Source organism: Tardiphaga alba, assembly GCF_018279705.1.
Taxonomy (GTDB): domain Bacteria; phylum Pseudomonadota; class Alphaproteobacteria; order Rhizobiales; family Xanthobacteraceae; genus Tardiphaga; species Tardiphaga alba.
In genome coordinates this window covers 4,581,525-4,604,414 of the sequence record NZ_CP036498.1, presented here as the reverse complement: position 1 = coordinate 4,604,414, position 22,890 = coordinate 4,581,525, and the positions used below count along the sequence as shown (strand labels likewise).

The 22,890-nt window shown below is 62.1% G+C and carries 20 protein-coding genes; 7 read left to right on the top strand and 13 right to left on the bottom strand.

Annotation, left to right across the window (positions count from 1 at the left end; translation table 11 throughout):
- Window positions 1-147 precede the first annotated feature (147 nt).
- On the top strand, window positions 148-1,836 hold the full coding sequence (locus tag RPMA_RS21990) for a methyl-accepting chemotaxis protein (RefSeq protein ID WP_249225342.1): 1,689 nt from the start codon (window positions 148-150) through the stop codon (window positions 1,834-1,836).
- Window positions 1,837-2,091: 255 nt separating this feature from the next.
- Here RPMA_RS21990 and RPMA_RS21985 read toward each other — a convergent pair whose 3' ends face one another.
- Window positions 2,092-3,447: an esterase-like activity of phytase family protein gene (locus tag RPMA_RS21985; protein WP_211909775.1), complete on the bottom strand. Its 1,356-nt coding sequence runs from the start codon at window positions 3,445-3,447 to the stop codon at window positions 2,092-2,094.
- A 251-nt stretch (window positions 3,448-3,698) separates the two neighbouring features.
- Here RPMA_RS21985 and RPMA_RS21980 point away from each other — a divergent pair, with 251 nt between their 5' ends.
- Window positions 3,699-4,754 carry a linear amide C-N hydrolase gene (locus tag RPMA_RS21980; protein WP_211909774.1) on the top strand — a complete coding sequence of 352 codons (1,056 nt, stop codon included), beginning with the start codon at window positions 3,699-3,701 and terminating at the stop codon, window positions 4,752-4,754.
- A gap of 49 nt (window positions 4,755-4,803) precedes the next feature.
- On the opposite strand, the gene RPMA_RS21975 is transcribed toward RPMA_RS21980, so the two are convergent.
- The 3 genes from RPMA_RS21975 to RPMA_RS21965 all read right to left on the bottom strand — a co-directional run bounded on the left by RPMA_RS21975 (window position 4,804) and on the right by RPMA_RS21965 (window position 8,428).
- Window positions 4,804-5,790: a Bug family tripartite tricarboxylate transporter substrate binding protein gene (locus RPMA_RS21975; RefSeq protein ID WP_211909773.1), complete on the bottom strand. Its 987-nt coding sequence runs from the start codon at window positions 5,788-5,790 to the stop codon at window positions 4,804-4,806.
- Window positions 5,791-5,923: 133 nt separating this feature from the next.
- Window positions 5,924-7,423, bottom strand: a complete 1,500-nt coding sequence (locus tag RPMA_RS21970; RefSeq protein ID WP_211909772.1) for a sensor histidine kinase — start codon at window positions 7,421-7,423, stop codon at window positions 5,924-5,926.
- Window positions 7,424-7,516: 93 nt separating this feature from the next.
- The gene (locus RPMA_RS21965) at window positions 7,517-8,428 is read right to left on the bottom strand and encodes a DMT family transporter (protein ID WP_211909771.1); all 912 of its coding nucleotides are present in this window, start codon (window positions 8,426-8,428) and stop codon (window positions 7,517-7,519) included.
- Window positions 8,429-8,785: 357 nt separating this feature from the next.
- Between RPMA_RS21965 and RPMA_RS21960 the strand changes: the two genes are divergently transcribed.
- Window positions 8,786-10,489 carry a methyl-accepting chemotaxis protein gene (locus tag RPMA_RS21960; RefSeq protein ID WP_249225341.1) on the top strand — a complete coding sequence of 568 codons (1,704 nt, stop codon included), beginning with the start codon at window positions 8,786-8,788 and terminating at the stop codon, window positions 10,487-10,489.
- A gap of 244 nt (window positions 10,490-10,733) precedes the next feature.
- Window positions 10,734-13,049, top strand: coding sequence for a TonB-dependent siderophore receptor (locus tag RPMA_RS21955; RefSeq protein ID WP_249225340.1), 2,316 nt, complete (start codon window positions 10,734-10,736; stop codon window positions 13,047-13,049).
- A 146-nt stretch (window positions 13,050-13,195) separates the two neighbouring features.
- Here the strand turns inward: RPMA_RS21955 and RPMA_RS21950 are convergent, their stop codons facing one another.
- From RPMA_RS21950 to RPMA_RS21915, 9 genes are all read right to left on the bottom strand, one after another.
- Complete coding sequence (locus RPMA_RS21950; RefSeq protein WP_211909769.1) at window positions 13,196-14,125, bottom strand: DMT family transporter; 930 nt, start codon at window positions 14,123-14,125, stop codon at window positions 13,196-13,198.
- A 136-nt stretch (window positions 14,126-14,261) separates the two neighbouring features.
- Window positions 14,262-14,579: a DUF3551 domain-containing protein gene (locus tag RPMA_RS21945; protein WP_211909768.1), complete on the bottom strand. Its 318-nt coding sequence runs from the start codon at window positions 14,577-14,579 to the stop codon at window positions 14,262-14,264.
- A 92-nt stretch (window positions 14,580-14,671) separates the two neighbouring features.
- Window positions 14,672-15,145, bottom strand: a complete 474-nt coding sequence (gene ybaK, locus RPMA_RS21940) for a Cys-tRNA(Pro) deacylase (protein WP_211909767.1) — start codon at window positions 15,143-15,145, stop codon at window positions 14,672-14,674.
- 18 nt (window positions 15,146-15,163) lie between these two features.
- The gene (locus RPMA_RS21935; protein ID WP_211909766.1) at window positions 15,164-15,688 is read right to left on the bottom strand and encodes a carboxymuconolactone decarboxylase family protein; all 525 of its coding nucleotides are present in this window, start codon (window positions 15,686-15,688) and stop codon (window positions 15,164-15,166) included.
- Window positions 15,689-15,787: 99 nt separating this feature from the next.
- Window positions 15,788-15,955 carry a hypothetical protein gene (locus tag RPMA_RS21930; protein ID WP_211909765.1) on the bottom strand — a complete coding sequence of 56 codons (168 nt, stop codon included), beginning with the start codon at window positions 15,953-15,955 and terminating at the stop codon, window positions 15,788-15,790.
- Window positions 15,956-15,957: 2 nt separating this feature from the next.
- Entirely contained in the window at window positions 15,958-16,419 is a 462-nt protein-coding gene (locus tag RPMA_RS21925) for a PAS domain-containing protein (RefSeq protein ID WP_408056458.1), read from the bottom strand.
- A gap of 8 nt (window positions 16,420-16,427) precedes the next feature.
- A complete protein-coding gene (locus RPMA_RS28285; RefSeq protein WP_256438171.1) occupies window positions 16,428-16,550 on the bottom strand; it encodes an MFS transporter small subunit in 123 nt (40 codons plus the stop codon).
- A gap of 24 nt (window positions 16,551-16,574) precedes the next feature.
- Window positions 16,575-18,026, bottom strand: coding sequence for an L-lactate MFS transporter (locus RPMA_RS21920; protein ID WP_249225339.1), 1,452 nt, complete (start codon window positions 18,024-18,026; stop codon window positions 16,575-16,577).
- 168 nt (window positions 18,027-18,194) lie between these two features.
- Window positions 18,195-18,842: a glutathione S-transferase family protein gene (locus RPMA_RS21915; protein WP_211909763.1), complete on the bottom strand. Its 648-nt coding sequence runs from the start codon at window positions 18,840-18,842 to the stop codon at window positions 18,195-18,197.
- 165 nt (window positions 18,843-19,007) lie between these two features.
- On the opposite strand from RPMA_RS21915, the gene RPMA_RS21910 reads away from it, so the two are divergent.
- The 3 genes from RPMA_RS21910 to RPMA_RS21900 all read left to right on the top strand — a co-directional run bounded on the left by RPMA_RS21910 (window position 19,008) and on the right by RPMA_RS21900 (window position 22,834).
- Window positions 19,008-19,604: a TetR/AcrR family transcriptional regulator gene (locus RPMA_RS21910; protein ID WP_211909762.1), complete on the top strand. Its 597-nt coding sequence runs from the start codon at window positions 19,008-19,010 to the stop codon at window positions 19,602-19,604.
- 338 nt (window positions 19,605-19,942) lie between these two features.
- On the top strand, window positions 19,943-21,235 hold the full coding sequence (locus RPMA_RS21905) for an adenylosuccinate synthase (protein WP_211909761.1): 1,293 nt from the start codon (window positions 19,943-19,945) through the stop codon (window positions 21,233-21,235).
- A gap of 54 nt (window positions 21,236-21,289) precedes the next feature.
- Complete coding sequence (locus RPMA_RS21900; RefSeq protein ID WP_211909760.1) at window positions 21,290-22,834, top strand: hypothetical protein; 1,545 nt, start codon at window positions 21,290-21,292, stop codon at window positions 22,832-22,834.
- Window positions 22,835-22,890 lie beyond the last annotated feature (56 nt).

Below are 22,890 nucleotides of genomic sequence, written 5' to 3'. Positions count from 1 at the left end.
GGCTTACCTGTGGTAGTTAAATATATTGTCCGCCGGTATTGAGGCACGGGCGCTGCGTTGCGTCCTGCAGAATGAGTTCATGAACTGGAAACCGTCCCCTGCAATGTTGCGCTGATATTAATCAGTTTCATCGGGCGGAAATTTCCTATGCATCGTCTCAAATTCTCCATCGGTCTGCGCATCTACAGCATCATCGGCCTGTGCTTCTGTGGCATTGCCGGTTTGGCCTGGATGCAGCTTTCGACCCTTGGAGACTCACTCAAGCAGCAGCGCCAGAGTGAGCTCACGCATCTGACGCAACTCGCACTCGGTATCGCGCAGGAGGAATACGCCACCGTTCAGCGCGGCGCCGCGAGCGATGAGGCGGCGCGCAAAACTGCCGCCGCGCGTATCGGCAAGCTGCGTTACGGCGCCGACGATTACTTCTGGATCAACGACATGCATCCGAAAATGGTGATGCATCCGATCAAGCCGGAGCTGAATGGCGCGGATCTCTCGGGCAACAAGGATCCGAACGGCAAGCGGCTGTTTGTCGATTTCACCGACGTCGTGAAGACGCAGAAGGCTGGGTTCGTCGACTATCTGTGGCCCAAGCCCGGCAAGGAAGCGCCGCAGCCGAAACTGTCTTACGTGGTTGGCTTCGAGCCATGGGGCTGGGTGATCGGCACTGGCGTCTATATCGACGATTTGCAGGCGCAGGTGTGGAGCAGCGCGCGCACCGTGATGATCGCGGCACTGGCCGTGATCGTGACGCTGGGGCTGCTGGCCTGGATGATCGGTCGCAGCATCACCGCGCCGCTCGGCCGCCTCGCGGCGCGGATGCGCGGCCTCGCCGATGGCGCGCTGGATGCAGCAATTCCGGAGGTCGATCGCCACGACGAAATCGGCGCCATGGCGGCGACGGTCCAGGTGTTCAAGGACAATGCATTGCGCATTCGCGGTCTCGACAAGATCGAGGCGGAAACGCAGGCAAAGGCCGCCGCCGAACGTCGCGCGACGATGGAAAGCCTGGCCGACGATTTCGAGCGTAGCGTGAACGGCATCGTCCGCTCGGTATCGAGCGCTGCTGCGGGCATGCAGGGCACGGCGCAGTCGATGACGGCAACGGCCAGCGACGCGAGCTCGCGTGCCTCGACGGTCGGTGCGGCGTCAGCGCGCTCGTCCGACAATGTCAGCACGGTTGCGGCCGCTGCCGAAGAACTGTCGGCCTCGGTGAGCGAAGTGTTGCGTCAGGTCGCAGCCTCCAGCGAGATCGCCAGCAAGGCCGTGGGTGATGCGGAGCGCACCAACGCGACCGTGCAGCAACTCTCCAGCGGTGCCGAGAAAATCGGCGAAGTCGTTCAGCTCATTCACAGCATCGCATCGCAGACCAATCTGCTGGCGCTCAACGCCACCATCGAGGCGGCACGTGCCGGTGAGTCCGGGCGAGGCTTTGCGGTCGTCGCATCGGAAGTGAAGGCCCTGGCGAGCCAGACGGCGAAAGCCACCGAGGAAATCTCGGCGCAGGTCGCAGCGATGCAGGCCTCGACTAGCGAAGCGGTCAGCTCGATCAATGCCATCACCAGCACGATCGCGCAAATGAGCCAGATCACCACCACCATTTCCTCGGCCGTGGAAGAGCAGGGTGCGGCGACCCAGGAGATTGCGCGTAACATTCAGTCGGTCGCGGCTGGTTCCAACGAGGTGAACAAACATATCGGCGGCGTCAGCTCCGCCGCGGAAGCCACCGGCCAGGCCGCGGGCGCGGTGCTGGCGAGCGCGAAGGAGCTCGATGGCCAGTCGGGCATTCTGAGCAAGGCGGTGGATGAGTTTCTGGCCAAGGTCAGGGCGGCGTAGTTCTTTTCCCTCCCCGGAGCGAAGCGAATGGGGAGGGTGGATCGACCGCCTTGGCGAAGCGAAGCTTCGCTTGGGCGGGCGAGACGGGTGGGGTGTTTCCACAAACTCCGACGTCACGTGGGGAAAGACCCCACCCGGCGCTACGCGCCACCCTCCCCACTGCGCGGCTTCGCCGCTTGGGGGAGGGAGAAGTAAAAAACAAAAAGCCCTCCCTTGCGGGAGGGCTTTCGCGTTTCAGGCTATGCCGAGACAGGCTTACTTCGCCTTCAGGAAATCGGCGACTTCGAGCAGGACGAATTCGTTGTCGTCGGCCTTGTTCGGATCGCGGCTCGACGAGAACGGCAGGTTGTTGTCGTTGCCGACGATGATGTGCGTGGCATCGACCTGATCGACGTTCTCGATGGTGAAGAACGGGAACTGGAGCACGCCGTCGTTCAGCGGCTTCTTCGCCAGCTTGTTCGGGTCCTGGATCTTCAGGAGATCGATGAAGCCGACCTTGCGGACGGGCTTGCCGACATTGCTGTCGTTCATTTCGATCTTGTAGACGCGCTTCAGCTTCGGCAGGTCAGGGAAGCAGTCGGTGCCGCGCTTGCCGTCGGCGCAGGCCTTGTCCTTGGTGCCTTCGCCGTCGTCACGCTCGATGATCAGGCCGTTGTCGGCGGTGATCATGTTGAAGTCGCCGATGGCATTGCCATTGGTCTCGAACACATAGTGCCAGAACCGGCCGGTGAACTTCTGGGCGGCCACGTCAAATTCGAGAATGCGGGCGGCTTCCTTGCCATCGACCTTTTCCCAATCCTTCTTCTCGGTATCCCACAGCGGGCCTTCGAGCAGGCCGTAGAGGAACTTGCCATCCTTCGAGGCGGCGAAGCCTTCATAGCCCTTCGAGCGCTTCAGGTTCACATTGGTGTAGCTGGCACCCGGTGCGCCCGGCGTCGCGACCTGCCAATGATCCGGCGAGCGAACCGGCTTGCCGTCAGCCATGGTCTCGAACACTTCGAGCACCTTGCCGGTCTTGTCGGCCTTGATGATGTAGGGGCCGAATTCTTCGCCGATCCAGAAATTGTCGCCGACGATCTGGAAGCCTTCGGTATCGACATCGGCGCCGGTCAGGTAGCGCTTGGCGGTGTCTTCATGGACGATGCGGAACGGCACCTTCTTGTCGGGATCGTGCAGGAACACGGTTTCCTGCTTCTCGATCTTGCCGCTCTTCCAGTCGATCTTGTGGCGGTTCAGATAGATCATGTAGTCGGGCGAGTTGGCGCGCGAGCCGGCGCCGTTGTCGGTCAGCACCCAAAACGAACCATCGGGCATGGTCTTGATGCCGGAATGGCCCTGCAGCGGCTGGCCCTTCATCGGCAGGGAGATGCCGGTGTCGCGTTCCTTGGACTTGCCCATCACGCTGCCAAGCTTATCGACGCGCTTGCCGGTGGTGTATTTGCCGGAGGTCTTCAGGTCGCTCGGCGCATCGGCAGGTGCCTCGATGGTCGAGGAGGCCGGCAGCACGGCGTGGCCGGCAAGCTTGGCGGGGAATTCACCTTCCGATTGCGCGAAAGCGGCAGTGGAAAGCAGGACGAGGGAAGCGACGGAGCAGAGCAAAGTGCTGCGCATGGATTGTCTCCTGAGAGGGGTGGGGACCACGCGCGGTGTTCTGAAGATCGGCGGTTACGCTGAGGCGACAGTTCCATGAAGGGAAGATGACAGCAGGGGAAATCACTGCGACATCCGGTCGCCATGCCTGCGGGTTGGGCAGGGCGGTCAAAGCGGCCGAGGCGTTCAAGGCTGGAGAGCTGGATCGTGTTCCTGAGACGTGGCAACGTCCATACCCGCGATTGAAAAACGTCGCGCTCGGAGAGACCATCATGATTGCACGTCTGCGCACGTTCTTTTCCGCGGTGCTCTGCCTGACACTGACCGCCCAGACGACGGCGGACGCCTGCACGCGATTGGTTTATCACGGGGCGAATGGCCAGGTGGTCACGGCGCGGTCGATGGACTGGAAGACCGATGTGCGCACCAATCTCTGGATCCTTCCGCGCGGCATCGCGCGGTCGGGCGAAGCCGGCCCGAACTCCGTCAAGTGGACTGCGAAATATGGCAGCGTGGTTGCGACCGGTTACGACATCTCGACCACCGATGGCGTCAATGAAGCCGGCTTGAATGCCAATCTGCTATGGCTGGTCGAATCCGAATATCCGAAACTGGACCAGAGCAAGCCGGGGCTCACCATCGCAGCCTGGGCGCAATATGTGCTCGACAATTTTGCCACCGTGGCGGAAGCGGTCGCGGCGCTGGAGAAGGAGCCGTTTGTCATCGTGACCGATGCAGTGCCAGGCGAACAGCGTCTGGCCACGTTGCATCTGTCGATGTCCGATGCGTCGGGCGACAGCGCCATCGTCGAATATATCAAGGGCAAGCAGGTCATCCATCACGGACGGCAGTATCAGGTGATGACCAATTCGCCCATTTATGACGAGCAGCTCGCGCTCAACAGCTATTGGAAGCAGATCGGCGGCACCACGTTCCTGCCCGGCACCAATCGCGCAGCCGACCGTTTTGCGCGGGCGTCGTTCTATGTGAATGCGATCCCGAAAGACGAGAACGCGAACCGTGCCCTTGCCAGCGTGTTCAGCGTGATCCGGAACGTGTCGGTGCCTTACGGGATCACCACGCCGGATCAGCCGAACATCTCATCGACGCGCTGGCGCACGGTCGTGGATCATGCCCGCAAACTCTATTTCTTCGAGTCCGCGCTGACGCCGAACACGTTCTGGGTCGATCTGAAGAAGATGGATTTTTCGGTGGAGACCGGGAAGGTCAAGAAGCTCGATCTCGGTGAAGACCAGAACCACACCTATTCCGGAGATGCGACGGCGCAGTTCAAGGACGCGCCGCCGTTCAAGTTCCTGGGATTGTAGGGGTGTCGTCCCCGCCTGCGCGGGGACGACAAAAGCTGGCGACGACTGCTTATTGCTTTTCGATGCCGGCGCCTTCGACGAGGTTCTTCCACACGACGAGCTGCTCCTTCAGGAACGCATCGAATTGCTCTGGCGTGCCGGAAAAGGCTTCCATACCGCGGCCGGCAAGTTCTTTCTGAATGTCAGGGCGCTCGACGATCTTGCGGATCTCGGCATTGAGCTTGACGACGATATCCTTCGGCAGATTGGCCGGGCCGAGATAACCCTGCCAGGAGGTGACGTCGAAACCCTTGACGCCTGCTTCGTCCATGGTCGGCAGGTCGGGCATGATCTTGGAGCGATACTTGGTCGTGACCGCCAGCGCTTTCAGCGTCTTGGCATTCACATGCGGGAGACCGGTGGGAACGTCGGTGAACATCATGCTGACGCGGCCGGCGATGACGTCGGTCATTGCGGGGGGCGAGCTCTTATAGGGCACGTGGAGCATGTCGAGGCCGGCAAGTCGCGCGAAAGTGGCGCCGGAGACGATCGCGGATGAGCTGCCGCTGGCGTAAGTATACTTGCCGGGGTTCTTCTTCACGAGCGCGATCAGCTCTTCCACCGAATTGGCCGGAATCTCCGGATTGATCACCAGCATGAAGGGCAGGTCGCCAGTGCGGGCGATCGGCGTGAAATCCTTGATCGGATCATAGGTCATGTTCTTGAGCAGATACGGATTCGCCGAATGCGTCGTGTTGGTGGTCACGAACAGCGTGTAACCATCTGCAGGCGCGCGGGCGACGAAGCTGGCAGCGATGGAGCCATTGGCACCCGCCTTGTTGTCGATCACGGTGGTCGTGTTGAGGGCCGTGCCCAGTTCCTTGGCAATCAGGCGCGTCGTCGTGTCCGTGCCGCTGCCGGCCGCGAAAGGCAGCACCAGCGTGATCGGCCGGTTCGGATAGCCGGCGCTCTGCGCCCATGCACCGGTGGCGACGCCGAGCAGGGCTGCCGCCATCGCTGCGCCTGCAATACGACGAGATACGCGAAGTCCGATCATGTAGTTCCTCTCCTTGAAACAGCCTTGCTGGCTGGTTTGTTGGAAACAAACTAGCCGAGCTTGCCGGTCTGCGGAAGCGGAAAGGAAACCACTATCGTTACGTGTTCGCGCGCTTCGACCAGAGCGCTGTGCGTCAAGGCAGCGAACACTCGATGCTATAGACGACCCCCGTGGGCAGGAAGTCGGCGGTGGCGCTGCCACCAAGCTGGTCGCGGGCCCCGCGCTCGATCAGCTTTGAGCCAAATCCCCTGCGCGTGGGGGCTGAAACCCTGGGGCCGCCGGATTCGACCCAGCTCATCTGCAGCTTCTGCTCCGCTGCGTCCGGTTGCAGATGCCAGTCGATGCTGATCCGGCCGGTGTCGTTCGAAAGTGCACCGTATTTCGCCGCATTGGTCGCGATCTCGTGCAGGATCATCGACATCATCACCGCGCGCGGCGGCGACAGCGGGACCTTGGGACCATTGATGCTGATGCGCGATGTCCCCAGCACGGAATATGGCTCCAGCACGCGGTTGACCACGTCATGCACCCCGGCGCCGACCCATTTTTCGTGGCTGAGCAGATCATGCGCGCGCGACAGCGCGCCGAGCCGGCCATCGAATGCTTCGCGTTCGGACTTGGTGGCGCTGCGGAAGGTCTGGCTCGCGATCGCCTGCAGCACCGCCAGCGTGTTCTTGACGCGATGATTGAGCTCTTCCACCAGCAAGGCCTGCAGCGTCTCGCCGCGCGCGATGGCATTCGCCATCCTCAATGCGAATGCGACACCCACGAGCATCAGCAATATGCCGACGGAAATCGTGATGGCAAGATTGCGCCATAGCGGCGAGATCAATGAACTCGTCGCAATACCCGATGCGACCATCCATCCCGATGTCGACGAGCGGGCGACCGCCGTGATCAGGGGCACGCCCTCAAGCGATATCGTCTCGAAGTTCGCTTCCGATGCCTTCGACATCTGTGCGAACAAGGTCGGCGATGCGCGCTTGCCGATCGTTTCTTCCGGATTCGGTGCGCGCGCGAAATTGATGCCGTCGGCATCGAAGATGGCGATCGTCCAATCGTCATTCGGACGCTGCTTTTCCAGCATCGTCTGGAACATCGCCATCGGTGGTGCGAAGGAAATGTTATAGACGACCTGACCATCGACGATGGCCGGGACTTCCACCGTCAGGATCTGTTTGTTGATGACGGAGCCGAGAAACAGATTTGAGAACACGGGCTTGCCTGTCTCGAACACCTTGCGCACCACGTCCATATTGTTGCGTGGCGGCGCCTGGCTGAGGTCCTTCATGGCGGTCGAGAACAGCTGCTTGCCATCACGGTCCGCGATCAGCAGTGCGCCGCCCGGCGGATACTGCTCAAGAAAGCCATCGGCGACCCGGCGGAAGCGCTCGAAATCCCCGGAGCGCAATGAATTCGTCAGTGACAGGACGGAGAGACTGCCGGTGATACGCCGCATTTCGGCGTCGAGCACGATGCGCAGGCTGCGCGCAGTTTCGAGTACGCGGGTGGCGGCGTCCTCGCGATCTTTCTCATAGCCGCGATAGATGACCACACTGACGAAGATGATGAGCGGAAGGGTCGAGCCCGCGACGAGCAAAGCCAATCGGACCGGCAATGACAGTTTTCGCACGGGCGTCCCGAAGTTCTCTCTGGCGAAGCGACGCCGCGATCATAGGGGCGATCGTCGTGCGCCGCTATCCCCTTGCGGCTGTGGCGTTGTGGCTCAACGGCGGGAGGCGATGAACACGCCGGAGAGGACCAGGACATAGCCGGTCAGGTGAAACAACTGCAGCGTTTCGCCGAGGAAGGCGATGGCCATCACCGAGCCGAACACCGGCATCAGCTGCAGGAACGGCGCTGCCCGGTTGGGGCCGATCAGTGCAATGCCGCGGTTGAAGAACAGATAGGCCAGAGTCGATGGGAAAATCACGGCATAGGCCAGGGCCAGGAACGTCACGGTGTCGAGGATCAGCGGTCGGCCGGCGTTGAGTTCCCACAGGCTGACGGGAACGGTCATCAGCGCGCCGAAGCCCGTGGTCACCGCGATCAGCGACATCGGGTGCGTCACGGGTCGCTTGATCATCATGGCGGAGTAGATGCCGAACACCAGCAAGGCGCCGGCCAGCATGGCGTCGCCTTTGTTGATCTCGATGCCGGCCAGCGCCGTCAGGTCGCCGCGGAGCAGGATGACGAACACACCGGTCATGGAAATCACGATGCCGAGCAGTTGCACCAGTGAGAGTCTGATGCCGAACAAAATCAGCGACCACAGCGCGACATAGAGCGGGCCTGATGACTGGATCAGAAGCCCGTTGAGCGCCTGGGTATATTGCAGGCCGGCATAAGCGAGGGCGGTGTTGGCCGCGAAGCCGGTCAAGGCCAGCAGGAGCATCAGGGGAATGTGCTTGCGGATCACCGGCCAGTCTTTGCGCAGCGGAGTCCAGGCGAAAGGCAGCATCAGCAGGAACGCGCCGATCCAGCGCACGCAGGACAGGGTGATGGGCGGCACATGCCCGGCCACAAAGCGCCCAAGCACGATATTGCCCGCCCAGAACAGCGAGGTCAGGCTGAGCAGGAGATAAGGCTGGTTAGCGAACCAGCTGATCAGCGAACGCGGCGGTGCGGGTGTGGTCATCGGCCTGATGATGCTGGGCATCCCCTTAGGCGGCAGATCGTCCGGCCGGACAAGTCGCGCTGGCGCGCAGCGTCCATGCATGCGCATCGCCGAATGCGGATGTGTGTCGAATGGGCGCGGCAGATTTACCATAAAGCGGTATCATGAAACCAATTATCGCGTAATTGCAATGCTTTAGCGTGGTTCGTCTACCGAACATTAACCTGGTCCCAAGACCTCATAGGTAGGATGAGCTCCATTAGGGATGGAACTCATTTTCAACCTCGGACCCCATTGCTTCGCGCGTGATGACGCAGCCGAAGTCGGGACCGGCACGATTGCGCGCGGCTGAGGAGCTCAGCGCAGTAGGAGATTGCTATGTCACCTTCCGCTTCCGTACCCAGCCGCCGCCGGGGTTTCGGTCTTGGTCCTCGCATCATCATGATGTCGGTCGCTGGCATTTTGGCCCTCGGCATTTGCGTGACACTGGTCGCGAAGACCGTGCTCGAACAGGGCGCCACGAAATCGGCGACCGAGCGTGTCGATACCAACATGCGTGTCGCATGGGACGTGCTGCGCGAGAGCGGCGACAAGTACAGTATCGCGGACGGCAAGCTGCTTGCGGATGGCAAGCCGCTCAACGGCAGCTTTGTCGCCGTCGACAAGATCAAGACGCTGGTCGGTGGCACCGCCACGATCTTCATGAACGATACCCGTATCTCCACAAACGTGATGAAGCCGGACGGCACACGTGCGATCGGCACGCAACTCGCCAAGGGACCGGCCTATGAAGCCATCTTCGATCGCAAGACCTCGTTCCGTGGTGAAATCGCCATTCTCGGCGAGCCCTATATGACGGTGTATGATCCGATCTTCGATGCCAACCGCAATGTGATCGGCATCCTCTATGTCGGCATCAAGAAGGTGGACTTCCTGGAGACGGCGCGCGACACGCTCTGGACCATCGTCTATGCGACGATTGCCGTGATGCTCATTGCAATCGTGCTCAGCTACTTCATTGCCCGCAGCACCATCGTGCGGCCGCTGAAGGCGAGCATCGCCACCATGAACACGCTGGCCAAGGGCGACCTGACGGTCGATGTCCCGGTCAGCTCGCGCCGCGACGAGATCGGCGAGATCATGACGGCGCTGGCGGTGTTCAAGGATAACGGCCTCGAAGTCGAGCGCATGAAGGCGGAACAGGCGGCGATGGAAGCGCGCGCCGCCGAACAGCGCAAGGCCGACATGATGCGACTGGCAGACGAATTCGAGGGCGCCGTTGGCCAGATCGTCGATACGGTGTCATCGGCCTCGACGGAACTCGAAGCCTCGGCGAGCACGCTGACCGCGACCTCGGATCATTCGCAAGTCCGCGCGACTGCGGTTGCCGGCGCTTCGGAAGAGGCGGCCACCAATGTGCAGTCCGTTGCTGCCGCGACGGAAGAGCTGTCCTCGTCGGTGCATGAGATCAGCCGGCAGGTGCAGAGCGCAGCCCGCATCGCCGGCGAGGCCGTGTCGCAGGCCGACAACACCAACAACCGCGTCGGTGAACTCGCGGCCGCTGCCTCCCGCATCGGTGACGTCGTCGAGCTCATCAACACCATCGCCGGGCAAACCAATTTGCTGGCACTCAATGCGACCATCGAAGCCGCACGCGCCGGCGAAGCCGGCCGCGGCTTTGCCGTCGTCGCAGCCGAAGTGAAAGCGCTTGCCGAGCAGACCGCCAAGGCCACCGGTGAAATCAGCCTGCAGGTTTCCGGTATTCAGCGGGCCACCGAGGATTCCGTGGTGGCCATCAAGGAAATCTCCACCACGATCGGTCAGATGTCGGAGATCGCATCGGCCATTGCATCCGCCGTCGAGGAGCAGGGCGCGACCACCCAGGAAATCTCCCGCAATGTGCAGCAGGCCGCCGATGGCACGATGCAGGTCAGTGCGAATATCACCGACGTGCAGCGTGGCGTGGAAGAAGCCGGTTCCGCATCGTCCCACGTCCTGACCGCGGCGCAATCGCTGTCGAGCGAGAGCACGCGGCTGAAACAGGAAGTCGGCAACTTCCTGCGCTCGGTTCGCGCCGCATAACGAGATACCATCAAGTGATACTTCAACGGCGCAGGGGCTCTCGCTCGCTGCGCCGTTTTTTGTTCTGTGTCGTCTGAACGACTCCAACCAGAAACAAACTGCGGCGATTCAGTCACAGCGATTTTGATTGTGACAGTTTTTGAATGGTTCTATTGGCGGACTCGCAAGGTCGCGCCTAACCCCAATGCTTGAATTTCAGCACATCCGTCGCGTTGTGGCCGATGTGGATCATTGGGGGTCCATCTTGAACATCTTCCACCTCTCCCGCCTGGCGCTTCTGTCCTCGGCAGGTGCCCTCAGTCTGCTCTCCGTCGAGACGGCATTCGCTCAGTCATCGACCGCGCAGCCGGGTGCGCAGAACCTGCCGCCGGTGGTCGTGAGCCAGCCGGGCCAGCGTCGCCGCGCCACGGCACAGCGCGCGCCGCGTGCCGCACGCACCGTGGTCGCGCCGCGCCCGGTCGCCCAGCCGCCGCGCAGCAACGTGTTCGTCGAAAGCCCCCGCGGCCCGATCCAGGGCTATGTCGCCAATCGCAGTTCGACCGGCACCAAGACGAATACGGCGATCAATGAAACGCCGCAGGCGATTTCAGTCATCGGTGCCGAGCAGATTCGCGATCAGAATCCGACCAAGCTGGATGAGGTGTTGCGTTACGCGCCCGGCGTGGCAGCGGGTACGTTTGGAGCCGACTTCCGCAATGACTGGTTCCTGATCCGCGGCTTCAAGTCCGACGACAACAGCGTCTTCCTTGATGGCATGCAGCTATTCTACACGTCGTATGCCAGCTGGAAGCTTCAACCCTTCAATATGGAGCGCGTTGAAATCCTCCGCGGCCCCTCGGCAATCCTGTATGGCGGTTCAAGCCCCGGCGGTCTGGTTAATGTCGTCAGCAAGATGCCGCGCGCAGAACCGATCCGCTACATCGAGACCGGCGTTGATAGCCATGGCAATGGCTATTTTGGTTTCGATATCAATACGCCGATCAAGCTGGCGCCGGGCAATGGCGAACTCTACACGCGCTTCGTCGGCCAATTGCAGAATGGCGGCACTCAGACAGATTTCACGCCGAACAATAACTATTTCATCGCGCCATCGGTAACCTGGAAGCCGGACGTCGATACGACCCTGACCATTCTCGCTTCGGCATCTTATAACGAGACGCGTCCGGAAAACTTCCTGCCCTATGTCGGCAGCGTAACGAATGCCCCATACGGACGTATCCCGACCAACTTCTACGGCGGCGATCCGAGCACTGACAAGTTCAAGCGCGAACAGGAAATGCTCGGTTATCAGTTCGAGCGGCATCTGTCTGACAATGTGACGTTCCGCCAGAATGCTCGCTTCGCCCATGTGGACGTGAACTACACAGGCCTGACGCTGGGTAGCCTGGTGGCGCCCTATAGCACCTATGCGAACATCGCCACCGGTGAACTCAACCGCTACGGTTTCGCGACGCGCGGCATTGCCGATCAGGCCAACATGGATAGCCAGGTTGAGGTTCGCTTCAATACCGGCGTTCTCAAGCATACCGCGCTGTTCGGTCTCGATCTGAAGCATTACAAGATCAGCGATCAGGCGGGATTGGCAGGACCGTTCAATACGCCGTCGCCTTACCCGACGATCAACGTGCTGAACCCTAACTATTCCGTGGGTTTGACGCCGATCCGTTCGTCGCCGGTTTATGCGAACTATCGTGATGGAAATCAGACCCAGAACCAGCTCGGCGTCTATGTGCAGGATCAGATCAAGCTGGATCGCCTGACATTGGTGCTCAGCGGCCGTAACGACTGGGTCCGCAATCACCGCTTCGATGAAGCCTTTGGTCCATCCTCGTTAACGAGCGAGGACAGCAAGTTTAGTGGGCGTGCTGGCCTGATCTATAATTTCGACAGCGGCGTTGCTCCTTATGTGTCCTATGCGACGAGCTACAACCCGATCATCGGCTTCAACAACGGAAAACTGTTCGTTCCGGAAACCGGCGTGCAGACCGAAGTCGGCGTCAAGTATCAGCCGGTCGGGTTCAATGGACATTTCGGTGTCGCCCTGTTCGACCTGAAACGCCAGAACGTGCCGACGGTCGATCCGCTGTTCCCGCTGTTGTCGATCCAGAGCGGTGAAGTGACGTCGCGCGGCATCGAACTCGAAGCTGTTGCCAATCTCGCGCCGGGCTTCAAGGTGGTGGGTTCGTTCACCAGCTACAACTTGTTCCTGAGCAAGGATCTCGATGCATCGCTGATCGGAAAGGTGCCGACCAATACACCGCGTCAACTCGCTTCCGGATGGGCGGATTACACGTTCCAGAGCGGCATCCTGCGTGGTTTCGGCTTTGGTGGTGGCGTGCGCTATGTCGGCTCTTCCTTCGCCGATCCAGCCAATACGCTCGCCGTTCCCTCGCGTGTGCTGGGCGATCTCGCCGTTCACTACGACTACGAGAATTGGCGCTTTGCCGTGAACGCAGCGAATGTGACGGACGAAATTTACGTTGCCAGCTGCGCCAGCCAATTCTCATGCTTCTACGGCGATCGTCGCAGGGTTACGGGCAGCATCGGCTACAAGTGGTGATCTGACTTTGAAGATGGCGGGGTGATCCGGCAGCGGGTCATCCTGCCTTCGTTGTCATCTGAAGTACTCCGATCATGTCGTCCCCGGATGCCGGGGCGACATTGTCGTTTCGGTGCATCGGCTCGGCCGAGGATCGATCCGATCCCTCACGCCGCCTTCGGTTTCCGTGCCGCCACCACGATCCCGGCCAACACCAGCGCGTAGCCGATGACGTGGAACAGCTGCATGCTTTCGCCCACGAACACGATGGCCATCACCGAGCCGAACACCGGCACGAGATGAAAGAACGGCGCCGAGCGGTTCGGTCCGATCAACTGGACGCCGCGATTGTAGCAGAGATAGGCCAGCGTCGAGGGAAACAGCACCACATAGAGCAGCGCGAACAGGTTCGACGACGTCGCTTCCGGCAATGGTCGGACCGACAATTCCCAGACCAGCAATGGCAGCAGGAATAAGGCGCCGCAGCCGAATACGAAAGCCAGGAACGAGCTCTGCTGGATCGCCGGACGCTTCTGCACCAGCGCCGAATAGAGCCCGAAGATCGCCAGCGCGACCAGCACGAGGAGGTCGCCGATATTGAATTCGATATTGGCGAGCCGCGTGAGGTCGCCATGCATGATGATGGTGAGCACGCCGAGCAGCGACACGAGAATGCCGGCAAGCTGCACCAGCGTCAGCCGGGCCCGCAACACGATCAGCGACCATGCGGCCAGAAACAGCGGCGTCGAGGACTGCAGCAGCAATGCATTGAGCGCGGTGGTGTGCTCCAGCGCCGAGTAAAGCATGGTGTTGAAGCAGGAGATGCCGCAGATCGCCATCACCACCATGACGCCGAGCTTGCTGCGGATCGCCGGCCAATCGGTTTTCAGGTCATGCCAGGCGAAGGGCAGGATGATCAGGAAGGCGCCGGTCCAACGCAGTACGGACAGCGTGACCGGCGGGAAATGCCCGGCGACCAGCCTGCCGACAATGGCGTTGCCGGCCCAGAACAGCGAGGGCAGGCACAGCAGGATATAGGGCTGGTTGTTGAGCCAGCCGAGCGGATTGCGACTGGCGCTGGGAGCAGATGACGACATCGGACCGGACCTGACAAGAAAACACCCGGACGGATGTCCGGGTGCCTGACAGACACGGAATTGTTGCGGACTTCAATGGCCAAGCCGGTGGCGCGGCCGCATGGAGCCCATGCAGGCCTCTGCGGTCACGCGCACGTTACCAGCGTGGACCCCAGTTGTTGTTGTTATTCCAGCCATTGTCCCAGCCATCCCGTTCGCGCTGAACGCGGCCTTTGCGACGCGGCTGGTTCTGCTCGCCGAAGGCCAGCACCGGATTGCGCATGCAGTCGCCGCGCTGGCCGCTCACGGTGGCCATGCACTGGTTATAGGAGGTGAAGCTGCAGCTCGGATTGAAGCCCGATGCTGAGGTGCGGGAGCACCATGGATATTCGCGGGCTTCTGCTGCGGTGGTGCCAATGGCATTCAAGCCGCCGGCGGCTAGAAGAAGGGTTGTTGCTGCAAGGAACGATCTCATATCGTTTCTCCTTATGGGTTTCCGAATGACAATGCGGATCATCTATTCGTGTTCCGCAGGCGTCGCAGGTTCATCACCGGTTGCTCTGCGCCTCAGTCCGTCAGCGTGGCCGCCGCCGCATCCAGTGCGGTGCGCGCGGTCTCCGGCGCGATTTCGATCTGCAATCCGCGCTGGCCGCCATTGAGATAGACGGTGGTCTCCGCCAGCGCCGCCTGCTCCATCGCCGTCGGCACGCGCTTCTTCTGCCCGAACGGGCTGATGCCACCAACATGATAGCCGGTGATGCGTTCGGCATCCGCGGGGCGCATCATCTTGGCGCTCTTGCCGCGAAATGCCGCAGCCAGCTTTTTCATGCTGACTTCCTTGTCCGACGGCACGACCACGCAGACGGGCTTGCCGTCCACTTCGGCCATCAGCGTCTTCAGCATCCGCTGCGGCGCGATGCCGAGCGCTTCGGCCGCCTGCAGGCCGATGCTCTCGGCGTCGGGATCGTAGTCGTAGCTGTGCAGCGTGAAAGCGGCCCCGAGCTTGGTGAGCGTCTGGGTGGCGCGTGTCGATTTGGACATCGATATCTCGGATAAAGGTCAGACCACCTCGGTGACCGGCTGCATGTCGATAGCAAAGGTTTCGAGGAATTTCGAGGTCATGATGTAGAAGCCGACGGCCAGCTGCAATTCGACCAGCGCGCCCGGTGTCAGCCGCGCGGCGATCGCCTTGAAGGTGGCGTCGGTCGGGCGATGCAGCTGCACGATCTCGTCGGTGAAGGCGAGGGCCGCGCGCTGGGTCTCGTCGAAGCACGTGGCCGCCTGCCAGTTCTCCAGCGCATCGTTCTGCGCCTCGGTGACGCCGACATAGCCGCCGATGCGACGGTGTGCTGCGACTTCATAGGGCGCTTCGCAAAGAATGCCGGTGCGCGTGATGGCCAATTCGCGAATGACCGGATCGAGTTCGCCCTTGTTGCGGATCGCGCCGCCAAGCCGGCAATATTGTTCGAAATAGCTCGGCGAATGCGCCATCATGCGGAAGATGTTGGCATTGCGGTTCTTGTCGAGAATGTCGCGCGTGCGGTCGCTGGCGGCTGCGGGGTCGCTGTAGTCGATGCGGGCCATGAGGTCTCCCTTGATCGCCATCATGCCCTGCTGGTGGGGCCTGTTCGGGCGAATGGTCCGCTGTTGTAGCCGAGCGGGGAGGGAGCTGCCAACCAGTCGTCAGATTCGGGATCTGATGCGGCTTTCGGCCAGGACCGTGACGATGCCGAGCAGCAACACGGCGATGATGATATCGAGCGGCGCATCGAAGCCGAAGGCGAGCACGGCCGCGACGGCGACGATGGAGAGGACCGGCCAGGTGATGTCGTCGATCAGGCGGGCGATCATGATCATCCTTCCGCCGTGGCGGGGTGCGGTTGAAACTGTTGACGCGCCGCCGCGAGCTGTTGCTTCAGCAGGCGCGTCTCCTCGAAGCGCTTGCTGACATCGCGCAGGATCGACACGGCGCCGCTCGGCCGTCCGGCCTCGTCATGCAGCACCGCCATGGTGAACTCGACGGAGATGCGTGCGCCGCTCTTGACCAGAGCAGGGACGGCCAGCAGGTCGCCGTCGCCATAGCGGCTGCTGCCGGTTGCCATCACATGGTGATAGCCCTGCCAGTGCCGGGCTCGCAGCGCGTCCGGGATGATGAGATCGAGCGACTGTCCGAGCGCTTCCGGCGCGGTGTAACCAAAAATGCGCTCGGCGCCTGGATTCCACACGGTGATTGATCCCGCGAGATCCGTTGCGATCACCGCATCGGATCGCATCGACAGGATGGCGTCGGCGATACCTGCCTGCATGTCCGTCATCTCAGTGATCACTGAAACAGCTTCATGGCATTGACGAGAGTCTGCATGACGCCGGCCAGCAGCGGGATGCCGGCGAAGCTCCAGGCCAGTGCGAGCTGCCATCCCTTGGTCGGGTTCGGATGTGTGGTCATCGTCTTGTTCCGTCGGTTGGAGGATCAGGCGCGGCTGGGCACGGCGCCGGTTGGTTCGGCCGGTGCCGGCGTGCGCGGCGCATCGGCCTCATTGTCCGCGGCCATGTGGTGTCGCTTGTCGACGGCGGTGACGCAGAGATTGGCGATGAAGCCGATCACCAGCAGGCCGGCCATGATATACATGGTGGTGTTGTAGGCCTGCGCCTTCGGCACGCCGTGGGTGACGTTGTATTCGCGGATGTAGTTGATGAGCACCGGCCCGACGATGCCGGCAGCGGACCAGGCCGTCAGCAGGATGCCGTGGATGGCGCCGACATAGCGCGTGCCGAACATGTCGCGCAGATAGGCAGGGACGGTGGAGAAGCCGCCGCCATACATGCTGACAATGATCAGGAAGCAGATCACGAACAGCACGATATTGCCGTGCGCACCGGCATAGGGAACGGTGACATAGAGCGCGAAGCCGAGCGTCATATAGACGAAGTAGGTGTTCTTCCGGCCGATATAGTCGGACAGCGACGCCCAGCTGAAACGCCCGCCCATATTGAACAGGCTCATGAGCCCGACGAGGCCTGCTGCGGCCACGGCGGTGATCTGGCCCGGAAACATCTCCTGGCTCATCGCCGAGGCCTGGCCGAGCACGCCGATGCCGGCGGTGGTGTTGGCGAACAGCACGATCCAGATCAGCCAGAACTGCGGCGTCTTCACCGCCTGATACACATAGACGTCGTTCCGGGTCATCAGCTTGCTGGCCACCTTGGGCGGCGTGTAGCCGGCCGGCTGCCAGCCTGGCGCGGGCACGCGCACGATGGCCGATCCCACCATCATGAAGACGAAATAGACGCAGCCGAGCACGATGAAGGTGTTGAGCACGCCGACATCGGACGGCGTGGCGAACAGGCTCATCAGCCACACCGACAGCGGCGATGCGATCAATGCGCCGCCGCCGAAGCCCATGATGGCCATGCCTGTTGCCATGCCCGGTCGATCGGGAAACCACTTCATCAGCGTGGAGACCGGCGAGATGTAACCGATGCCGAGCGCGCAGCCGCCGACAACGCCGTAGCCGAAATAGATGATCCAGAGATTGTGCAGATAGACACCGAGCGCGGAGATCAGGAATGCGCTGGCCCAGCACACGCCCGCCGTGAACATCGCCTTGCGCGGGCCGCCTTCCTCGACCCAGCGCCCGAACAGCGCGGCAGAGAGGCCGAGAAACACCATGGCGATGGAGAAGATCCAGCCGAGATCGGTGAGCTTCCAGTCCGCCGGTGTCGATTGCGAGACGCCGAGCAGCCGCGTCATCGGCAGGTTGAACACGCTGAAGGCATAGGCCTGACCGATGCAGAGGTGAACGCAAAGTGCTGCGGGGGGCACCATCCAGCGGCTGTAGCCGGGCCGCGCGATCGTATGCGTGCGATCGAGAAACGAGAGCCACGATTGTGTGCTGCTGCGCGTCGCGTCGATGCCGGCCATGCGTCGTCCTCCGTCCAGAAGGTTCTGGCGCAGCGCCGATGCACGATGCTTCAGATGAAATCCTCGCGGCCTGCCATCGCGAGACTAGATTTCGGATGCAAAATGGCTAACGAATATTATCGATGGATGATATCGGCATGACCGATATCGAGCGGCTCGTTGTTCACTTCACTTCGCATAATGCGTGAGCCGTTGGCCGGGCAGCAACGCATAGGCGGGACGATAGCCCGGCAAGTGCGCCAGGCGGTCCAGCCACGCGCGGATCGCCGGATGGCTGTTCGCAAAATCGTAGCCGTGTTCATCGGCGGGATAATGCAGATAGGCCATCATGGAAAAATCGGCGACGCTCGGTTTGGTGCCGATCGCAAAATCATTGCTCTCCAGATGGCGTTCGAGAATGCCGAGGAAATCGTCGAGCCGCTTGCGGAAGTAAGTCAGCACATGCGGATCGGGTGACGGCGTGAATGTGCGATGGAAGCGATAGGTCGCCATGTAGCCGGTGAGCTTGTGGTTGTCCCAGAACAGCCAGCGCAGGATTTCGAAGCGCTCCGCATCGCTGCCGCCGCCGAACTTGCCGAATTGCTGCGCCAGTTGCAGCAGGATCGGCGCGGTCTGCGTCAGCTTCGCTCCATCGACCTCAAGGACCGGGATTTCGCCCATGGGATTGACCGTCGCGCGCCATTCCGCCGTGCGCGTCACACCGCCGCCGAAATCGGTCCATACCGGTTCGAACCGCTGTCCGCATAGCGTCAGCATGAGCGCGAGTTTGAAGCTGTTGCCGGATTCCGGGAAATAATGGAGCCGAAAATCTGCCATCGATGTGTCCTTTCTGTTGCTGGACTCCAGGGTTCCCGTGGCCTACCACCTCCGCAGGATCTGTCGCGGGCGTACAACCGGACGGGTTGGCAAGAAGATATAATTGTTCTTAAAAACGAAGCAAATGTTCTGTAAATTTGATTGTTGTTCGGCTGATTTGTCAAGATGAGCGCCGAGACCGAACGAAAGACAACGGAGCGCGAGCGGCCGCTGATCGAGGCCGCGTTGCGGATCATCGGGCGCGCCGGAATTGACAGCGTGACCCATCGCGCCGTTGCGGCCGAGGCCGAGGTGTCGGTCGGTGCCGTGACGCATCACTTCGGCACCCGCGATGGGCTGGTCGATGCCGCCTTGCAATTTGCGCTGGCGCGCGAAGTCGGACGATTGCGGTCCTTCACCCTCAGCCTGCAGAGCAAGGCGTTCGATCGCGACGCCTGGATCAACGCGCTGGTGAACTGGTACGCGAAAGACCTGAAGGTCGATGCTGAAGCGCATGTCGCCTGCTACGAGACGTTCCTTGCCGCTGCCCGTACGACACGGCATCGCGCCATCGTCGCCGAATGGTTCGCCACCTGGCGCGCCAGCGCCGAGCTCGCATTGACCGCCGCCGGTTCGCCGACGCCGCGCGCCCATGCGGAACTGTTCGTGGCCACCTTGCTCGGCATCCTGCTGCAACAACTGGCCACCCCGCGCCGCAATTTCGCGCAGGAGACGAAGGATACGCTCTCCGAACTGGTCGGGCGGTTATTGTGCCGAAATTGACGGACGAGACCGGATCAAGTGAGCCCGAATCTCTGATTGCTGTATCCGGTAAATTAGAACAGCCAGTATTCCGATCTGACCTGTTCGCCTGCCGCAATCCTGCCATAGTGCGGCGGATTTTCAGGGGATATCAAAGGTTTGCGCAGGCTTGACGGGGCTGATTTTCCCGTCAGTGCGCTTGTTTTCACCGCCTTCTTCCTTTATTCCCGGTTTGCATCGCAGACAGCGTCCTCTTCAGGCGCGTTTGGGCGGATGCCTGGGCGTGGTCCGGCAAACGGCAGACCGTTTTCCGCAGCGATCACGCTTTGACGCGTGTATTTTCAGAGGACTAGCGCCACATGGCCAATGTTGTCGTCGTCGGCGCCCAATGGGGCGACGAGGGTAAGGGCAAGATCGTTGACTGGTTGTCGGATCAGGCGGACGTCGTCGCCCGCTATCAGGGCGGCCACAATGCCGGACATACGCTGGTCATCGATGGCAAGACCTACAAGCTGGCGCTGCTGCCGTCGGGCGTGGTCCGCGGCGGCAAGCTCTCGGTCATCGGCAATGGCGTGGTGTTCGATCCGCAGGCTTTCATCGACGAAGTCGCCAAGCTGAAGGGCCAAGGCGTCGATGTCGGCCCGGAGAATCTCCGCGTTGCCGAAAACGTCACGCTGATCCTGCCGCTGCACCGCGAACTCGACGCGCTGCGCGAGAATGCCAGCAAGGCCACCGCCATCGGCACCACCCAGCGCGGCATCGGCCCGGCCTATGAAGACAAGGTCGGTCGCCGCGCCATCCGCCTGATGGATCTCGCCGATCTGCAGACACTGCCGCACAAGGTGGAGCGCCTGCTGACGCATCACAATGCGCTGCGCCGCGGCCTCGGGCTCGAGGAATTCAAGGCGGCCGATATCGTCAAGGATCTCGCCGCGCTGGCGCCGGCGCTGCTGCCTTATGCCGAGACGGTCTGGCAGCTGCTCGACAACAAGCGCCGCGAAGGCAAGCGCATCCTGTTCGAAGGCGCGCAGGGCGCGCTGCTCGACGTCGATCACGGCACCTATCCCTATGTGACCTCGTCCAACACCGTCGCCGCACAGGCCGCGACCGGCACCGGCATGGGCCCGGGCGCCGTCGGCTATGTGCTCGGCATCTGCAAGGCCTACACCACGCGCGTTGGTGCCGGCCCGTTCCCGACCGAACTCGACAATGAGATCGGCGAAGAGATCGGTCGTCGTGGCAAGGAATTCGGCGTCAATACCGGCCGCAAGCGCCGTTGTGGCTGGTTCGATGCGGTGCTGGTGCGCCAGACCGTCCGCACCTGCGGCATCAATGGCCTTGCCATGACCAAGCTGGATATTCTGGACGGCTTCGACACGATCGAGGTCTGCGTCGGCTACAAGCTCGACGGCAAGGAAATCGACCATCTGCCGGCGGGCGAGGGCGCCCAGCAGCGGATCGAGCCGATCTACGAGACCATCGAGGGCTGGAAAGAGCCGACGGCGAATGCCCGTTCCTGGGCCGATCTGCCCGCTCAGGCGATCAAATATGTCCGCCGCGTCGAGGAACTGGTCGGTTGCCCGATCGCTTTGCTCTCCACCAGCCCGGAACGCGACGACACGATCCTGGTGCAAAATCCGTTTGAGGCTTAACGAACTATTACCGGTTGGCTTTCAAATTGAGGGACCCCGCGAAACTGAGTCGAGATGGCTGACTACTATCCCCTGATCGCCCGTGCCATCGCCGGCCTGGACCCCAGTGCCCCCGGTGAGCAGCGACGTGCTCTCTACGAACGCGCCCGCACGGCGCTGATCGCACAGTTGCGCAGTGTCGAACCGCCGCTCTCGGAATCCGAGATCACCCGCGAGCGCCTGTCGCTTGAGGAAGCTGTCCGCAAGGTCGAATCCGAAGCCGCCCAGCGGGCGCGCGATGCATCGCGCGCCGCCGATGCCAGTCGCCCGCGTGCGGGCGATGCCTTCCGCAATGCCAGCCAGCGTCCGGGCTCGCCGCCCATCGAGCCGTCGCCGCGCGGCCGCCAGCCGGTGACGCCGACCCCGCGTGGGCCGGACGAACAGCGACCGCAGCGCACCTTGCGCATCGATCCGCCGCCGATCCCGCGCGATCCCGCCGGTCCGCGCGCCGGCGCGCCGCGCCGTCCCGATGCGAACGCGCCGCAGCCCGGTGGCCGCAACGAGCGTGACAATGGCGAAGCCGCAATGCGCGGCTTCCGCGATGTCACGGCAGACGTGGACGATCTCGGCCGCGCCGCCGCGCAGGCCAATCGTGCCGCACGAAAAACCTACGCCAATGTGCCGTCGCCGACGCCGGAATTCGACCGGCTCGAGCCGAGCATGGAAGACCGCAGCGAGGTCTTCGGCTACGACGAGCAAGCCTATGCCCCGCAGGACGCAGCCGATGATCCGTCGGTGCCGCCGTCGCGCGTCAAGGATGGCAAGGGCAAGAAGGCGCCGAAGCCGCCCAAGCCGAAGCGCGTGCGCGGTGGTTTCCCGTTCAAGACGGTGTTCATCATCGGCCTGCTGCTGATCCTGGTCGGCGGCGCTTTCCTCGCCGGTCCGCAGATCATGACCATGGTGCGCGGCCTGGGCGGCAGCAGCAAGCCTGCGGCCACGTCCGAGAACAAGGATGGCGCGCTCGCGCCGCGGCCGAAGATCACCGACCGCGTCGGTCAGCCGTCCGATCAGGTCGCGCCGGTGGCGCAGCGTGTCGTGCTGTATGACGAGGATCCGGCCGAGCCGAAGGGCAAGCAATATGTCGGCACGGTGGTCTGGCGCACCGAGCAGATCAAGGGCACCGGCGGCAAGCCCGGCGACGTCGCCGTGCGTGCGGACATCGAGATTCCCGAACGCAAGTTCAAGATGACCATGTCGTTCCGCCGCAACAACGACTCGACCTTGCCGGCAAGCCATACGGCCGAACTCACTTTCGTCCTGCCGCAGGATTTCTCGGGCGGCGGCGTCGCCAATGTGCCGGGCATCCTGATGAAGTCGAACGAGCAGTCGCGCGGCACCCCGCTGGCGGGTCTCGCGGTGAAGGTCACGGATGGCTTCTTCCTGGTCGGCCTCAGCAATGTCGAGAGCGACAAGGCGCGTAACCTGCAGCTCCTGAAGGAGCGGTCGTGGTTCGATATTCCGCTGGTCTATACCAACCAGCGCCGCGCCATCATCGCCATCGAGAAGGGCTCACCCGGCGAGCGCGCCTTCAACGACGCCTTCGCGGCCTGGGGCGAGTAGCCCCGGCCGTCATGGTGGTTCGGAGGCTCTCTAGGATACCGCGGTCGGACGGTGTC

Bases quoted from the DNA above. Each gene is read 5' to 3' on its own strand.
- RPMA_RS21930 (WP_211909765.1), bottom strand. From the start codon at position 15,955: ATGATCGCCCGCCTGATCGACGACATCACCTGGCCGGTCCTCTCCATC.
- RPMA_RS21965 (WP_211909771.1), bottom strand. From the start codon at position 8,428: ATGACCACACCCGCACCGCCGCGTTCGCTGATCAGCTGGTTCGCTAAC.
- RPMA_RS21900 (WP_211909760.1), top strand. From the start codon at position 21,290: ATGGCTGACTACTATCCCCTGATCGCCCGTGCCATCGCCGGCCTGGAC.
- RPMA_RS21960 (WP_249225341.1), top strand. From the start codon at position 8,786: ATGTCACCTTCCGCTTCCGTACCCAGCCGCCGCCGGGGTTTCGGTCTT.
- RPMA_RS21920 (WP_249225339.1), bottom strand. From the start codon at position 18,026: ATGGCCGGCATCGACGCGACGCGCAGCAGCACACAATCGTGGCTCTCG.
- RPMA_RS21935 (WP_211909766.1), bottom strand. From the start codon at position 15,688: ATGGCCCGCATCGACTACAGCGACCCCGCAGCCGCCAGCGACCGCACG.
- RPMA_RS21905 (WP_211909761.1), top strand. From the start codon at position 19,943: ATGGCCAATGTTGTCGTCGTCGGCGCCCAATGGGGCGACGAGGGTAAG.
- RPMA_RS21980 (WP_211909774.1), top strand. From the start codon at position 3,699: ATGATTGCACGTCTGCGCACGTTCTTTTCCGCGGTGCTCTGCCTGACA.
- RPMA_RS21975 (WP_211909773.1), bottom strand. From the start codon at position 5,790: ATGATCGGACTTCGCGTATCTCGTCGTATTGCAGGCGCAGCGATGGCG.
- RPMA_RS21945 (WP_211909768.1), bottom strand. From the start codon at position 14,579: ATGAGATCGTTCCTTGCAGCAACAACCCTTCTTCTAGCCGCCGGCGGC.
- RPMA_RS21910 (WP_211909762.1), top strand. From the start codon at position 19,008: ATGAGCGCCGAGACCGAACGAAAGACAACGGAGCGCGAGCGGCCGCTG.
- RPMA_RS21985 (WP_211909775.1), bottom strand. From the start codon at position 3,447: ATGCGCAGCACTTTGCTCTGCTCCGTCGCTTCCCTCGTCCTGCTTTCC.
- RPMA_RS21950 (WP_211909769.1), bottom strand. From the start codon at position 14,125: ATGTCGTCATCTGCTCCCAGCGCCAGTCGCAATCCGCTCGGCTGGCTC.
- ybaK (WP_211909767.1), bottom strand. From the start codon at position 15,145: ATGTCCAAATCGACACGCGCCACCCAGACGCTCACCAAGCTCGGGGCC.
- RPMA_RS21915 (WP_211909763.1), bottom strand. From the start codon at position 18,842: ATGGCAGATTTTCGGCTCCATTATTTCCCGGAATCCGGCAACAGCTTC.
- RPMA_RS21925 (WP_408056458.1), bottom strand. From the start codon at position 16,419: ATGACGGACATGCAGGCAGGTATCGCCGACGCCATCCTGTCGATGCGA.
- RPMA_RS21990 (WP_249225342.1), top strand. From the start codon at position 148: ATGCATCGTCTCAAATTCTCCATCGGTCTGCGCATCTACAGCATCATC.
- RPMA_RS28285 (WP_256438171.1), bottom strand. From the start codon at position 16,550: ATGACCACACATCCGAACCCGACCAAGGGATGGCAGCTCGCACTGGCC.